Origin of the sequence: Stappia sp. TSB10P1A, assembly GCF_900185725.1 — a bacterium.
Lineage (GTDB): Bacteria > Pseudomonadota > Alphaproteobacteria > Rhizobiales > Stappiaceae > Stappia.
The window spans coordinates 320071-334105 of record NZ_FYAU01000036.1 but is presented as its reverse complement, the minus strand read 5'-3'; the positions used below and the strand labels follow the sequence as shown (position 1 = coordinate 334105).

10 protein-coding genes are annotated in these 14035 nt (G+C 68.1%); 5 read left to right on the top strand and 5 right to left on the bottom strand.

Going from position 1 to position 14035, the window contains the following annotated elements; translation table 11 throughout:
* Positions 1 to 18: 18 nt before the first annotated feature.
* Together TSB10P1A_RS20205 and paaN are read right to left on the bottom strand one after the other, a co-directional pair.
* A complete protein-coding gene (locus TSB10P1A_RS20205; protein WP_244293204.1) occupies positions 19 to 1119 on the bottom strand; it encodes an ABC transporter substrate-binding protein in 1101 nt (366 codons plus the stop codon).
* 152 nt (positions 1120 to 1271) lie between these two features.
* Positions 1272 to 2933 (bottom strand): phenylacetic acid degradation protein PaaN, encoded by a 1662-nt coding sequence (gene paaN / locus TSB10P1A_RS20200; protein WP_186389744.1) that lies wholly within the window; start codon positions 2931 to 2933, stop codon positions 1272 to 1274.
* Between the two features lie 339 nt (positions 2934 to 3272).
* On the opposite strand from paaN, the gene paaG reads away from it, so the two are divergent.
* From paaG to TSB10P1A_RS20180, 4 genes are all read left to right on the top strand, one after another.
* Complete coding sequence (gene paaG, locus TSB10P1A_RS20195) at positions 3273 to 4142, top strand: 2-(1,2-epoxy-1,2-dihydrophenyl)acetyl-CoA isomerase PaaG (protein WP_186389743.1); 870 nt, start codon at positions 3273 to 3275, stop codon at positions 4140 to 4142.
* Positions 4143 to 4144: 2 nt separating this feature from the next.
* Positions 4145 to 4609 (top strand): hydroxyphenylacetyl-CoA thioesterase PaaI, encoded by a 465-nt coding sequence (paaI, locus tag TSB10P1A_RS20190; protein ID WP_186389742.1) that lies wholly within the window; start codon positions 4145 to 4147, stop codon positions 4607 to 4609.
* A 90-nt stretch (positions 4610 to 4699) separates the two neighbouring features.
* Positions 4700 to 6010, top strand: a complete 1311-nt coding sequence (gene paaK, locus TSB10P1A_RS20185; protein ID WP_186390086.1) for a phenylacetate--CoA ligase PaaK — start codon at positions 4700 to 4702, stop codon at positions 6008 to 6010.
* A gap of 75 nt (positions 6011 to 6085) precedes the next feature.
* Entirely contained in the window at positions 6086 to 6688 is a 603-nt protein-coding gene (locus TSB10P1A_RS20180; protein WP_186389741.1) for a TetR/AcrR family transcriptional regulator, read from the top strand.
* A gap of 33 nt (positions 6689 to 6721) precedes the next feature.
* Here the strand turns inward: TSB10P1A_RS20180 and TSB10P1A_RS20175 are convergent, their stop codons facing one another.
* Complete coding sequence (locus TSB10P1A_RS20175) at positions 6722 to 8332, bottom strand: LysM peptidoglycan-binding domain-containing protein (RefSeq protein WP_186389740.1); 1611 nt, start codon at positions 8330 to 8332, stop codon at positions 6722 to 6724.
* A gap of 229 nt (positions 8333 to 8561) precedes the next feature.
* Here TSB10P1A_RS20175 and TSB10P1A_RS20170 point away from each other — a divergent pair, with 229 nt between their 5' ends.
* Positions 8562 to 9203: a TIGR00730 family Rossman fold protein gene (locus TSB10P1A_RS20170; protein WP_186389739.1), complete on the top strand. Its 642-nt coding sequence runs from the start codon at positions 8562 to 8564 to the stop codon at positions 9201 to 9203.
* Positions 9204 to 9312: 109 nt separating this feature from the next.
* Here the strand turns inward: TSB10P1A_RS20170 and TSB10P1A_RS23830 are convergent, their stop codons facing one another.
* Positions 9313 to 12912 carry an efflux RND transporter permease subunit gene (locus TSB10P1A_RS23830; protein WP_186389738.1) on the bottom strand — a complete coding sequence of 1200 codons (3600 nt, stop codon included), beginning with the start codon at positions 12910 to 12912 and terminating at the stop codon, positions 9313 to 9315.
* Positions 12909 to 14012 (bottom strand): efflux RND transporter periplasmic adaptor subunit, encoded by a 1104-nt coding sequence (locus TSB10P1A_RS20160; RefSeq protein ID WP_186389737.1) that lies wholly within the window; start codon positions 14010 to 14012, stop codon positions 12909 to 12911. Before TSB10P1A_RS20160 ends, TSB10P1A_RS23830 begins: the two co-directional genes overlap by 4 nt.
* Between the last annotated feature and the right edge of the window lie 23 nt (positions 14013 to 14035).

The window sequence follows — 14035 nt, the reverse complement described above, 5'->3', positions numbered from 1 at the left end:
GGGAGAGTCGCTTGCGCGTTACTCGACCAGCGTCCAGTCGCCGCCGCGGATTTCCAGCATCCGGAAGGCGGTGAGGTCGAGGCCCATATGGTCGTCCGGCGACATGTTGACGACACCGGCGGTGCCCATGAAGCCCGAGGTCTTCTCGATCTCGTCGCGGATCGCCTTGGGGTCCTCGGAGCCGGCGCGCTGCATCGCCTCGACCAGGATCATCAGCCCGTCATAGGCATGGCCGCCGAAGGTCGACACCGGCTGGCCGGTCTTTTCCTCGTAGGTCGTCTTGTATTCGACGACGACGGCCTTCTGCGGGTCGTCATCCGGCAGCTTTTCGGCAACCAGAAGCGCCGAAGCCGGCAGGCGCACGCCCTCGGCGGCATCGCCGGCAAGGTCGATGAAGGACTTCGAGGCAACGCCGTGGCTCTGGTAGAGCGGCACGTCGATGCCGAGCTGCTTGTAGTTGCGCGTGACGATCGCCGGCCCCTGGCCGAAGCCGGGATTGACGACCGCCTGCAGGCCGGCGGCGTTCTTGATGTTGGTGAGCTGCGGCGTCATGTCGGAATCGCTCGGACCATAGGTCTCGTCCGCGACGATCTCGATGCCGTAATTGCCCACCACCTCAAGACACTGCTCGCGCATCGACTTGTCGAAGCCGCCGGTGCCGGAGATCATGCCGATCCTGGCAATCCCCTGGGTCTGCATGTCGGCGAAAATCTTCTCGCAGGCCATGCGGTCGGTATGCGGGGTCTTGAAGGTGAACTCCTTCACCGGATCGATGATCACGACCGCGCCGGCCAGCGAGATGAAGGGGATGCCCGCTTCCTCGAAGACCGGGATCATCGCCATCGTCGTGCCGGTGGTCGAGCCGCCGACAACGGCGACGACCTGGTCGTCCTCGACCAGACGGGTGGCGAAGGTGCGCGCCTTGTTGGCATCCGCGCTGTCGTCATAGACGATCAGCTCGAGCTGCTTGCCGTTGACCCCGCCCTCGGCGTTGAGCTTCTCCACATACATCTGCAGCGTCCTCGCCTCGGGATCGCCGAGGAAGGATGCGGGGCCCGTGACCGACAGCGGCGCGCCGATCTTGATCGTGTCGGCCGCCGCAGGGGCGGCCCAGACCATGGCGACACCGGCCAGCAGGGCCGCGCCACGGATGCATTTTCCGAAAACTGCCATTCTTGTTTCCTCCCACAGGTCCAGTGCAGTCTGTTTCCGGTCTCCCGTTCGGAAAGCAGGGGTCGGGGGCGAGTGCGTCGCTCCCGGCCCGTCCGTTCCTACGCCGCGACCGGGCGGCGCATGGCTGCCACGCGGAAGCGGTTGGCGACGAAGGCGCTGTCGCACAGACAGGCATTGCCGGCCGGGTTCGCTCCGGTGACGTGATAGTCAGAGAAGGCGGCGGACTGGTTGACGAAGATGCCGCCGGTCAGGTTGACCGACAGCGCCACGCCGGCCTCGGCGAAGGCATCGGCCGCCTTGTCGATCACCGCCTCGTCCGTCGCATAGAGCGCTGCGGTGATCGCGCCGCGCGTCCTGGCGGAGCCCGCCGCACGGGCAATCGCCTCCTCCGCGCTGTCGGTCGCGATCACGAAGCTGATCGGCCCGAACCGCTCCTCCAGATAGGCCGCCTCGTCTTTCGCATCGACCGCCAGCACCAGCGGGGTCGCCGAGCGGGCGCCGTCCATGCCCTCGACCGGGGTGCTGTCGCGCAGCACCTTGCCGAGCTTGCGAGCCTCGGCGATGCGCTGCAGCGTCGCCTCGCTCTGCACCGCGCCGAGCACGCCGGCCGCGCGCTGGGGATCGCCCAGCAGCTTGTCGATGGCGGTGGCGATGGCGCCGGCGACCTCGTCGAAGCTCTTGTGACCCTCGTCGGTGTCGATGCCATTGCGCGGCACGAAGATGTTCTGCGGCGCGGTGCACATCTGCCCGGAATAGAGCGACAGCGAGAAGGCGATGTTGCCGGCCATGCCGCGCATCGACGGCGTGCCGGCGATGACGATGGAGTTGACGCCGGCTTCCTCGGTATAGACCAGCTTGCCCCTGGCGTTCTCGCGCAACCAGGCGCCGAAGGCCGGCGAGCCGGTGAAGTCGATGATCGCGACATCGGGATGGGTGACCAGTTCCTTGGTCAGCGGCTTGTCGGCGGTGTCGGCGGCAAGCTGCAGCACGTTCGCATCGAAGCCGGCCTCGGCAAGCACCTCGCGGCCGATCCTGACGGTCAGCGCCAGCGGCAGGATCGCGCCCGGATGCGGCTTGACGATCACCGGATTGCCGGTCGCAAGGCTGGCGAAGAGGCCCGGATAGCTGTTCCAGGTCGGGAAGGTGGCGCAGCCGATGACCAGCGCCGGACCGCGCGGCACGATGCGGAACTGCTTGTCCAGCACCAGCGGATCCTTCGGGCCTTGCGGCTTTTCCCAGCGCACGGCGCCGGGAATGCGGCTCATCTCGTCATAGGCATAGGCGATGGCCTCGAGCCCCCGGTCCTGCGCATGCGGGCCGCCGGCCTGGAACGCCATCATGAAGGCCTGGCCGGAGGTGTGCATCACCGCATTGGCGAAGAGGAAGCTCTGCCGGTTGATGCGTTGCAGGATTTCCAGGCAGACGCCGGCGCGCGCTTCCGCGCTCGCCTTGCCCCAGCCGTCCATCGCGGCCTTCGCCGCGGCAACGGCCATGTCCGGCGTGGTCTCGGGATAGGTGATGGCAAGATCGAGGCCGAAGGGGCTGACTTCGTGGCCGACACGCCCGCCCGTCGTCGGCTGGTCCAGCTCGAACGGCTTGCCGAGCAGGGCCTTGAAGGCGGCCTCGCCGTCGTCCTTCGCGCTCTCGCCATAGATCTTGCCGGAGGGAACCTCCGGATAGGCGGACCAGTAGCCACGGCTATGGATCGTCGCCACCGCCGTGTCGAGGGTCGCCTTGTGCGTGTCGAAGAATGCGGCCATGACCGTCTCCCTGCGTGACGCGCTGGCCGGGCGCACGCCGACAGGGGCCCGTCTCGCGGGCTCCGCTGGCGTTGTCCTCCCGGCGGGCGCGCCGCCTGTGTCTTGCCCGCCTCTCCGGTCGCGTCCAGACTTCGGCCTGATCGCGATGCCACGGGGGCGGGTCGGTTCGTTGGTCCGGACGTGATTGACAGCGCCCGATTGACGATCATAATAATTGACCGACCGGTTGGTCAGTCAAGTGAAAAATCACGAGGGCGACCGGTACGCGTCACGACGGGGGAGGGCACCTTGAGGGTGGAACCACGTCGCGGTGGCGGCACCGGCGCAACGGGAGGGCGCATGCAAACCGAGACTTCTGCGGCTCACGGCGGGGCGGAGCCCGCGCCCGTTCTGGTCGAGCGCGAGGGCGGCGTCCTCGTCGTCACCCTGAACCGGCCGGACAAGCTGAATTCCTTCAACGAGGCGATGCATGCCGCGCTGCGCGAGGCGATGGACGTTGCCGAGAGCGATGCCGACATCCGCTGCGTGCTGCTGACCGGCGCCGGGCGCGGCTTCTGCGCCGGCCAGGACCTCAGCGACCGCGTCACCGCGCCGGGCGATGCGCCGCCGGACCTCACCCGCACCATCGAGGCGAATTACAACCCCTTGCTGCGCCGGCTGAAGGCGCTGCCGAAGCCGGTCGTCTGCGCCGTCAACGGCGTTGCCGCCGGTGCCGGTGCCAATATCGCGCTGGCCTGCGACATCGTTCTGGCCGGCGAGAGCGCCAAGTTCATCCAGGCCTTCTCGAAGATCGGCCTCGTGCCCGATTCCGGCGGCACCTGGACGCTGCCGCGCCTGGTCGGCCTTGCCCGCGCCAAGGCGCTGGCGCTGCTCGCCACCCCGGTTTCCGCCCGCCAGGCGGAGGACTGGGGCATGATCTGGAAGGCCCTGCCGGATGGCGAACTGATGGGCGAGGCGCGCCGGCTTGCCGGAGAACTCGCCGCTGCGCCGACCTTCGGCCTCGGCCTCGTCAAGCAGGCGCTGGAAGCCTCCTTCGGCAATGATCTGGACACCCAGCTCGACCTGGAGCGCGACCTGCAGGGGCTGGCCGGACGCTCGCCGGACTACGCGGAAGGCGTTGCCGCCTTCATGGCCAAGCGTGCGCCTGTCTTCACCGGCCGCCCGCCAAAGGGCGCGGGCCCGGACGCGGATACGGACGGGGAGGCATGACCATGACCGACACGCAAGCCGCACGACCGGCGAGCAGCATGAGCCCGGAGGAGCTCGCGCGCGCCTGCGCCGATGCCATGTGGGCCGGCGACAAGGCGAGCCAGGGGCTTGGCATGGAGATCCTCGAGGTCGGGCCGGGCCGCGCGGTCATCGCCATGACGGTCACCGAGACGATGGTCAACGGCCACGGCATCTGCCACGGCGGCTACATCTTCACGCTGGCGGATTCGGCCTTCGCCTTTGCCTGCAACAGCCACAACCAGAACACCGTGGCGAGCCATTGCGCGGTCAGCTTCCTGCGGCCCGGACGGCTCGGCGAGCGGCTCGTCGCGGCGGCCGTCGAGCGCTGGCGCGAGGGGCGCTCGGGCATCACCGATGTCACCGTGACCAATGCGGCGGGCGAGGTGCTCGCCGAGTTTCGCGGCAATTCCCGCACCATCAAGGGCACCCATCTGCCGACCGGGTGACCGGCGGGGGCGACGGCTTTCAACAAGAGTATTGGCCGCGCGCGGCGGAGCCCCGCGACGGCACAGGACAATCCGGGGAGGATGACACGCATGTTCGATCTGGCGCCGAAGCCGGGCGATCTCGACCCTATCGAAACCGCGTCGCGCGACGAGATCGCGGCCCTGCAGCTCGACCGGCTCAGGTGGTCGCTGCGTCACGCCTATGAGAACGTTGCCCATTACCGCAAGAGCTTCGACGAGGCCGGTGTCCATCCGGACGACCTGAAGACGCTGGCGGACCTCGGCAGGTTCCCCTTCACCCACAAGCAGACCCTGCGCGACAACTATCCCTTCGGCATGTATGCCGTGCCGCGCGAGCAGGTGGCGCGTGTCCATGCCTCCTCCGGCACGACGGGCAAGCCCACCGTCGTCGGCTACACCCGCAACGACATCAAGACCTGGGCGACGGTGATGGCCCGCTCGCTGCGCGCCGCCGGCGCCCGGCCGGGCATGATCTGCCATGTCGCCTATGGCTACGGCCTGTTCACCGGCGGTCTCGGCGCCCATTACGGCGCCGAGGAACTGGGCATGACCGTCGTGCCGATCTCCGGCGGCATGACCGAGCGCCAGGTGTCCTTGATCGAGGACTTCCGCCCCGACGTCATCATGGTGACGCCGTCCTACATGCTGGCGATCCTCGACGAGTACCGCGCGCGCGGCATCGACCCGCGCGAAACCTCGCTCAAGGTCGGCGTCTTCGGTGCCGAGCCCTGGACCAATGCCATGCGCCAGGAGATCGAAACGGCGTTCGACATGCATGCGGTCGACATTTACGGCCTGTCGGAGGTGATGGGGCCGGGCGTTGCCAACGAATGCGTCGAGACCAAGGATGGCCTGCATATCTGGGAAGACCACTTCTATCCCGAGATCATCGACCCGGTGACCGGCGAGGTGCTCCCCGACGGCGAGATGGGCGAACTCGTCTTCACCTCGCTGACCAAGGAGGCGATGCCGGTCATCCGCTACCGCACCCGCGACCTGACGCGCCTGCTGCCGGGCACGGCCCGCTCGATGCGGCGGATGGAGAAGGTGACGGGGCGCTCGGACGACATGATGATCCTGCGCGGCGTCAACGTCTTCCCGACCCAGATCGAGGAGCAGTTGCTGCGGGTCGAGGGACTTGCCCCGCACTACCAGGTGGAATTGACACGCTCGGGCCGGATGGACGAAATGACCGTCCATGTCGAGGCGCTTCCCACCCATGCCGACGATGCGCAGCGCGCCGCCTCCGCGGCCGAGCTGAGAACGCATATCAAGAACGTCATCGGGATCAGCACCCGTATCGCCGTCTCCGATCCAGGCGTGCTGGAACGGTCCATGGGCAAGGCGAAGCGGGTGATCGACAACCGGCCGAAGGCCTGATAGGCCGGCGGCCGCAACAACAGGATCAGCGGTCGCGGGACCTTCCGCGACCGGACCACCGGGGGACTGGACGACATGGCACGCCCGCGCGCCGAGGACTATGACGACAAGCGCAAGGCGATCCTGAAGACCTCGGCGGAGCTCTTTGCCGAACACGGGTTCGACCGCGCCTCGATGAACCAGATCGCGCTCGGCTGCGGCGTTTCCAAGGCGCTGCTCTACCACTACTACGCCAACAAGGACGCACTGCTCTTCGACATCATCCGCGATCATCTCGACGAGCTGATCGCCGCGGTGGAGGAGGGCGGTTCGCCGGAGATGACCGGAGAGGAGCTGCTGCTCGGCTATGTCTCGGCGCTGCTCGACGCCTATCGCGACGCCAATGCCGAGCACAAGATCCAGATCAACGAGATGAAGCGGCTGCCGGCCGAGCAGCAGGAGGAGCTGAAGGCGCGCGAGCGCCGCCTGGTGCAGCTCTTCGCCGGCGCCCTGGCGCAGGCGGTGCCGCAGCTCTCCGAACCCGGCTCGGCGCTGCTGAAACCGGTGACCATGAGCCTCTTCGGCATGGTCAACTGGCATTATCTCTGGTTCCGCGAGGGCGGTGCCGTCAGCCGCTCCGACTATGCCCGCATCGCCACCCGCCTGATCCTCGACGGCGCGCGCAGCCTCGCCGGCTGAGAGCCGGCGCGGCGTCACGCTGTCCGGTCGGCCTCAGCCGCCGGTCGCGCGCTCGGCCGGCCAGTTGCGATCACCCTCCGGCAGCATGAAGACCTGGCCCGGATAGATCAGGTCTGGGTTGCGGATCTGGTCCTTGTTGGCCTGGTAGATCGTCGTGTAGCGGATGCCGGCGCCGTAGCGGCGCTGCGAGATGGTCCACAGATTGTCGCCGGTGCGGATGATGACGCTGGGGATCTGCCGGGTGCCGGCATCGCCGCTGGCGCCCGAGCCGGCGCCCGCCTCGCCCGACAGCGCCACCGGGCGCAGGATGACGGCCTCGTCGGCGGCCTTTTCGAAGGTCACCTCGGCACGGGCGGCCACCGCGCCGTCGCCGGACGTTACCTGGTCGGCGCGCACGGCCACCTCGCCCGGGTTGACCTCGCCTTCGGTTTCCAGCAGCCAGCGGCCCTGCGCGTCCGTCTTCGCCTCGCCGACCAACTGGTTGTCGAGATAGACGCGCACGGTGCTGTTGGGCTGGCCCGAACCGGCGACGAAGACCTTCGAACCTTCCGCTTCGACGGCCTCGACCGTGACGGTCGGCGCGGCATCGCTGCCGGTCGGCGCGGTCCCGGCCGGTGCCTCGGCCGTGGCGCCGGCGGCAGGCGCATCGGCGCCAGCCGGAGCCGTGGCAAGATCGGCCGTTGCCGGGGGCTCGGCGGTGGCAGGGGCTTCGGCGGTCTGCTCCGTGCCGGCTGCTTCCGTGCCGGCTGCTTCCGTCGTCGTCGCTCCGGTGTCGGAGGAGGCGTCCGCGAGCTGCGGCTGTGCCGGAGCATCGGTCCGGGGCTGCTCCTGCGCCGGGGCGTCCTGCCCCGCCGACGGCTGTTCGCGCTCCCCGCCGGTTGCGGCTTGCGGCGCGGCGGCATCACTGCCGGTGTCGGCCGGTGCCCCGCTTGCGCTGGCGGCGGCGACCTCCTGCGCGGCGGACGGAGCCTCGCCCGCCTGGTCCGACGTCGCCTGGTCCAAAGTCGCCTGTTCGGTCTGCGCCTGACCCGCGGCAGCACCGGCATCGGCGATCTGCTGCGGCTTCTGGAGGATCTGCGACGGCGCGCCGGGCTCGTTGAGCATGACCAGCACTTCGCCGGTCGACCGGTCCTGCGGTACGGAAACGGCCATCGACTGGCTCGATTCGTTGAGCACCTTGCCGTCGGCGTCGCGGGTCTCCAGCGTCACCGCATGGGCGCCGGGGGGCAGCGGCTCGTCGAGCACGATGGCGAATTCGCCGGCGGCATTGGCGATGCCCCTGCCGACCACCTGGCCGTTCGCCAGCAGCGCGACGATCGCCCCGGCCTCGGAGCGGCCGGCAACGACGGCCGAGCCGTCCGGTTCGACCCGCATCAGGTCGAACGAGGGAAGTGCGGCGATCCGCTCATCCGCCGTCTTGCCGCCGATATCGGTGGTGTCCTGGGGCGTTGCGGCCGCCTGCGGCCCTTCGGTCTTGGCGGGGGCTTCGGTTGCCGCGGTCTGTGTCGCCGCCTCACCGGTCGCCGGCGCCTCCGCCGTCTGTCTGGCGGTGCCGTCGTCCTTCTGCGACAGGTGGTAGCCGACCGCGCCGGCACCGACAAGGCCGAGCAAGACAAGCAACTGGATGATGAGTTTCTGCGACATGAAGACCCCGCGCTCCCCGCGATTCGCACCCTGCGGTTCCCGGTACGATATAATATGTGCCGCAGGCCCCGGAATTCCACCGCATGACTATACGCTAAAGCGCCAGCCGGCAAGCAAGCCGGCCCTCTGATCTGCACCGTTTCGCAGCGTTTTCGCGTCGGTCCCCTCCGGCCACGCGCCGGACGCTGCATGCTTGACCCGGAGGGACAGGGACGGCACATCTAAAGGCATGAAACAGGATCATACGACACCTTGCGGCGAGACCGAGGTCCGCCGCCTGTCCTCCGTTTGCGTCTATTGCGGCACCGGCGAGGGGACCGAACCCCATTATATGGCGGCGGCGCGGGAGCTTGGCCGCACGCTTGCCGCCGAAAGGCTGAACCTCGTCTATGGCGGCGGCTCGCTCGGGCTGATGGGGGCGGTCGCCCGCTCCGCGCTGGAGGCGGGCGGCCATGTCACCGGCGTCATCCCCGGCTTCCTGGAGGAGCGCGAGGTGATGATGCAGGCGGTCAGCGAGTTGATCGTCACGCGCGACATGCACGAGCGCAAGCGCACCATGTTCGAGCGCGCCGACGGGTTCGTGGCGCTGCCCGGCGGCATCGGCACGCTGGAAGAGGTGGTGGAGATGCTGACCTGGGGGCAGCTCGGCCAGCATTGCAAGCCGGTGGTGCTGGCGGATATCGGCGGCTTCTGGCGCCCCCTCATCGACATGCTGGCGCATATGCGGGCGGAGGGGTTCATCCGCGCCGGCTTCGAGGTCGACTACCGGGTGGCGAACAGCGTCGCCGAGATCCTCCCCGCCCTGCGCCGGCCGTCCGATCTGCGCAAGGACGACACCGAGGCCGGTGTCGCCGATCTCGAGAGGCTCTGACCGGAAGGGCCGGAGCCGGTGCCTGCAAGGGACTGGCTTTGCCCGATAGAGCTTTGCCCGATAAAAAGAGCCCGCGGGATGGGTCCCGCGGGCTCTTTTTCTGCCGGCTTTACTCGGCCGCTTGCGGCAGGCCGTCGGGCGGTGCCCTGCGCTCGTCCTTGCGCGGGCCGATCGCGGTCACCGTGGCCGAGCCCGGCGCACCGAAGACGGCGGAGGCCGGTGCCACGGGCGCTGCCGGCTGCTGCTGCGGCCCGTCCCGCTCCTCTTCTTCGAGGGCGCCGGAGGCCGTTGCGGCGTCCGTCTTTCCGCCCCGCCAGGAGGCGAACATCCGCATCCATACCGTCGGCATCGCCAGCATGGTCGGAATGACGATCAGCGTCAGGATGGTGGCGAAGCCGAGACCGAAGATCACCGCCGTCGAAAGCTGGACCCACCACACCGCCGTGATCGAGCCAAGCGCGACCACCCGGTTGAAGAAGTCGAGGTTCAACTGGGTCATCATCGGCACCAGGCCGGCGATGGTGGTGATGGTGGTCAGAAGCACCGGCCGGATACGCTGCGCCGAGGTCTTCAGCACGGCTTCCACCGGTTCGATCCCGTCCTCGCGGAAGCGGTTGTAGGTGTCGATCAGCACGATGGCGTTGTTCACCACGATGCCGGCCAGCGCCACCACGCCCGTTCCCGTCATGATGATCGAGAACTTCTGTCCCATCAGCGCCATGCCGAGCAACACGCCGAAGATCGACATGATCACCGTCGAGAGCGTCAGGAACGTCTGGTAGAAGCTGTTGAACTGCGTCACCAGGATGATGAACATCAGGAACAGCGAACCGACCATCGCCTTCATCAGGAACTCGCCGGACTCCTTCTGGTCCTCGTCGGCGCCGCGGAACCGGAAGAAGACGTTGTCCGGCCATTGCTGGGTGTCGAGCCAGGCCTGCAACTCCGCCACCTTGTCGTTGGCGGTCAGCGGCCGCGTGACGCCGTCCGCGGTGGTGATCGTGTCGGTCATCACCACATTGGCCTTCACGTCCATCGCATAGAGCCCGTCGCGGCGGGTGATCGTCGTCACCTTCTGCTGCGGCGCCCGGTCGATGAAGTTCGACAGCGGCACCTGGCCGAGCGGCGTCTGCAGGCGCAGGGAATCGAACCGGTCGAGCGTGCGCTCCGTCTCCGGCAGGCGGACGCGGATGTCCACCTCGTCTTCCGAATCGTCCGGCCGATACTTGCCGATCAACACGCCGTTGGTGACGAGCTGCACCATCGAGCCGACCGAGCCGATGCCGGCCTGGAACCGGCCCGCCTGCTCGCGGTCGATGGTGATCTGCCATTCGATGCCCGGCAGGGGGCGGCTGTCCTCGCGGTCCTGCAGGCTTTCCATCGTGTCGACATGGCTGCGCACCTTGGCCACCGCCGCCGTCAGGTCGTTGTAGCTGGTGGAGGTGATCTGCAGGCGGACGTCCTTGCCCGTCGGCGGGCCGCCCTCGATCTCGCGGGTTTCCACGAAGATGCCCGGCAGGCTCGCCGTGCGCTCGCGGATTTCGGCGGAGATCTGCTTCCAGTTCCGCCGGCAGCAATAGTCGGAGAACTCCAGGTTGATCTGGGCGATCACGTCGGCGGGCTTGTCCTGCACGCCCATCATGCCGCCGCCGCTGCTGCTGCCGGTGGTCACCGACATCACCGCGTTCTTGATGCCCTTGACGTCGATCACCTCGCGCTCGACGGCGAGCGCCAGGTTCAGAGCCTCGCGGGCGGAGAAGTTGCCGCGCGCCGAGACCAGCACGATGGCCGAGTTCGGCTCCTCCTCGACGAAGAACTCGACGCCCTGCGAGTTGGCCATGAAGTAGGTCAGAATGCCGCCGGACAGCAGCACCAGACCGACCAGCGTCACCACGTTGCCGATCGGCCGACCGGCGCAGAAGCCCAGCATCCGGACATAGAGGCCGGTGAAGCCACGGATCTTGCGCGGGTCGAACTTCTCGCCCGCCGACAGCAGCCGGGCCATGTGCTGCTCTTCCGCCGCGTTCCGCCGGGCCCGGCGGCGCGACAGCCGGATCAGCGGCGCCAGGCCGCGATAGGCGGCAAGTCCCGCCGCAAGGCCCGCGCCGGCGGCGACCGGCAGAACCAGCATCGAGGGCAGGGGCAGCAGGCCTGCCGTCGCCGGATGGGCGAGCAGCACGGCGACCACCGCCCCGACCAGCAAGGCCATCACCCATTCGGCATTGCGGCCGACCCAGGAGATGGCGCCGGACATGGCCGCGCCGGTGACGGGAAGGAAGACCAGCGCGGTCAGCAGCGAGGCGCTGAGCACGATGATCACCATGATCGGCAGGTAGCTCATGAACTCGCCGGCAACGCCGGGCCACAGCAGCATCGGCAGGAAGGCGGCCAACGTCGTCGCCGTCGAAGACACGATCGGCCAGAACATCAGCTTCGAGGCGCGGATATAGGCCTCCTGCGCCTCCATGCCCTCGGCGACCTTGCGGTCGGCATACTCGACCATGACGATGGCGCCGTCGACCAGCATGCCGACGGTCAGCACCAGGCCGAACATCACCATCGTGTTCACCGTCATGCCCACCGACTGCAGGATCAGGAAACCGACCATGAAGGAGGCGGGAATGGCGATGCCGACGAGCAGCGCCGACTTGATGCCGAGCGCCCAGATGATGACCACCATCACCAGGAAGATGGCGGTCAGGATCGAGGCCTCCAGCGAGCCGAGGATTTCGTAGATGTCCTCCGACTTGTCGAGGATGAAGTCGATCCGGATCGTCTCCGGCCAGTCCTTCGTGACCGAGGCCACGACCGCGCGCACCGCCGCGTTGTTCTCGATGATGTTGGTGCCCTTGCGCTTGACCACGTCGATGGAGATCGCCGGATGGCCGTTGACGCGGGTGAAGCTGGTCGGATCCTTGAAGGTGCGGCGGATCTCGGCGATGTCGCCGAGCGTCACGACGCCTTCGCCGCTCTGCTTGATCGGCAGGGTGTAGACGTCGGCCGCGGTCTCGACGAGGCCCGGAACCTTGACGTTGAAGCGGCCCTGGCCGTTGTCCAGGAAGCCGGCGGGCACCAGTTGGTTGTTGTTCGCCAGCGAGGTCAGCAGTTCCTGCTGGGTGACCTGGTAGGATTCCAGCTTCATGCTGTCGATGATGACTTCCAGCAGTTCCTCCCGATGGCCGGAAAGGTCCGCCTTCAGCACGGTCGGAATCGCCTCGATGTCGTTCTTCAGCCGCCGCGCGTGCCGGTACAGCGTGCGCTCCGGCACGTCGCCCGACAGGGTGACGAAGATCGTCGGCATCAAGGCGAAGTTGGTTTCGGTGATGGTCGGCTCGTCGGCTTCCGACGGCAGTTCCGCCTTGGCCTGATCGACCTTGTCCCGCACGTCGGCGAGCGCCTTGGTCTTGTCGAAGTCGATGTTGAACTCCAGCAGGACGCCGACATGGCCTTCGCCGGAGATCGTGGTGATCTCCTTCAGCCCGTCGAGGCCGCGCAGGGAGGTTTCCATCGGCCTGGCGATCAGACGCTCCGCGTCGCCGGGCGAAATGCCCTGCTGGGTGATCGACACGTAGAACACCGGGATGTCGATGTCCGGATCGGCCTCTTTCGGCACGCCGATATAGGCCATGATGCCGGCCGCGACCATCACCACCATCAGGGTGAGGACGGTCTTCGGCCGTCGCAGGACAGTCTCGAGCATCGAGATCATTGCGTGGCCTCCGCCGTGCTGGTCACCGGTTCGACCACCTGGCCGTCGGTTACGTAGTCCTGACCGGTCACGATCAGCCGCACCTGCTTGGGCAGGCCGCCGACCCACAGGCCGTCGATGTCGCCGCCGAGCACGATCACCGGGTGGAAGACCACGCGGTTGGCCTCGTCGACGGCGCGGATGCCGAGCGTGCCGGCGTCATTCAGCGTCAGGACGCCGGAGCTGAGCTGGTGGGCGCGTTCCTCGCGCAGCGGCACCCTGGCTGTCGCGGTGATGCCGTCGCGGATCGCGCCATCCTTGTTGTCGATGACGATCTCGACACGGAAGGTGCGGGTGGACGAGTCGGCGGCCGGCGCGATGTAGCGGATCCTGCCGGTGGCTGTGCCGCCCGCGACGAGTTCCACCTCTGCCTCCTGGCCGATCTCGAGCTTGCCCACGTCGCGCTCCGACACCTGGCCGATCGCCAGGATCGGGTCGGCGTCGATGATCGTGGCGCAGATGCCGCCGATGGCGAGGACCGTGCCGACACTGACCATCGGGCTCTCGACAATGCCGGAAATCGGCGCCTTGATGATCGTGCGGGCCAGCTCGAGCTCCTGCTCCTCCAGCTTGGCGCTGGCGGCGTCCATCGCCGCGCGCAGCGCGGCAACGCGGGTCTGGGCGGTGAAGCCCTTCTCCTTGAGCTGGGTCGCGGCGGTATGGTCGAGCTCCGCCTGGGCAAGCAGCGCCTTGGCTTCCAGCACCTTGGCCTCGCGCGCGCCCTTGTCGAGCACGCAAAGCACGTCGTCCTTGGCGATCGGCTGCCCTTCCTGGACCCGCCGTTCGGACACCCGGCCGCTGGTCTCGGCGCGAACCTCGACCTTGGCATCGGCCTCGGTGCGGCCGCGGATCACCAGGACCGAACGGCGCGGTTCGGCGACGATGTCGCGCACGGCGACGCGGAACGGCTTTGCCGCCGCTTCCTCCGCGCGCTGCGAGGGAGGCGGCGTTGCATTCGGCGAATCGGCGAGGCCGCCCGCGACAAAGGTGCCCGTCCACATCCAGCCCGCGACGCCGGCGATGATGCCGACCGCGAGAACGTAGGAGAAGCGGATCTTCATTCGGTGATCTCCGGGGAGGTTTC

What these genes read in the sequence shown, in the direction of transcription:
- TSB10P1A_RS23830 (WP_186389738.1), bottom strand. Translation starts at nt 12,912, where the DNA reads ATGATCTCGATGCTCGAGACTGTCCTGCGACGGCCGAAGACCGTCCTC.
- TSB10P1A_RS20205 (WP_244293204.1), bottom strand. Translation starts at nt 1,119, where the DNA reads ATGGTCTGGGCCGCCCCTGCGGCGGCCGACACGATCAAGATCGGCGCG.
- paaG (WP_186389743.1), top strand. Translation starts at nt 3,273, where the DNA reads ATGCAAACCGAGACTTCTGCGGCTCACGGCGGGGCGGAGCCCGCGCCC.
- paaK (WP_186390086.1), top strand. Translation starts at nt 4,700, where the DNA reads ATGTTCGATCTGGCGCCGAAGCCGGGCGATCTCGACCCTATCGAAACC.
- TSB10P1A_RS20160 (WP_186389737.1), bottom strand. Translation starts at nt 14,012, where the DNA reads ATGAAGATCCGCTTCTCCTACGTTCTCGCGGTCGGCATCATCGCCGGC.
- TSB10P1A_RS20175 (WP_186389740.1), bottom strand. Translation starts at nt 8,332, where the DNA reads ATGTCGCAGAAACTCATCATCCAGTTGCTTGTCTTGCTCGGCCTTGTC.
- paaI (WP_186389742.1), top strand. Translation starts at nt 4,145, where the DNA reads ATGACCGACACGCAAGCCGCACGACCGGCGAGCAGCATGAGCCCGGAG.
- paaN (WP_186389744.1), bottom strand. Translation starts at nt 2,933, where the DNA reads ATGGCCGCATTCTTCGACACGCACAAGGCGACCCTCGACACGGCGGTG.
- TSB10P1A_RS20180 (WP_186389741.1), top strand. Translation starts at nt 6,086, where the DNA reads ATGGCACGCCCGCGCGCCGAGGACTATGACGACAAGCGCAAGGCGATC.
- TSB10P1A_RS20170 (WP_186389739.1), top strand. Translation starts at nt 8,562, where the DNA reads ATGAAACAGGATCATACGACACCTTGCGGCGAGACCGAGGTCCGCCGC.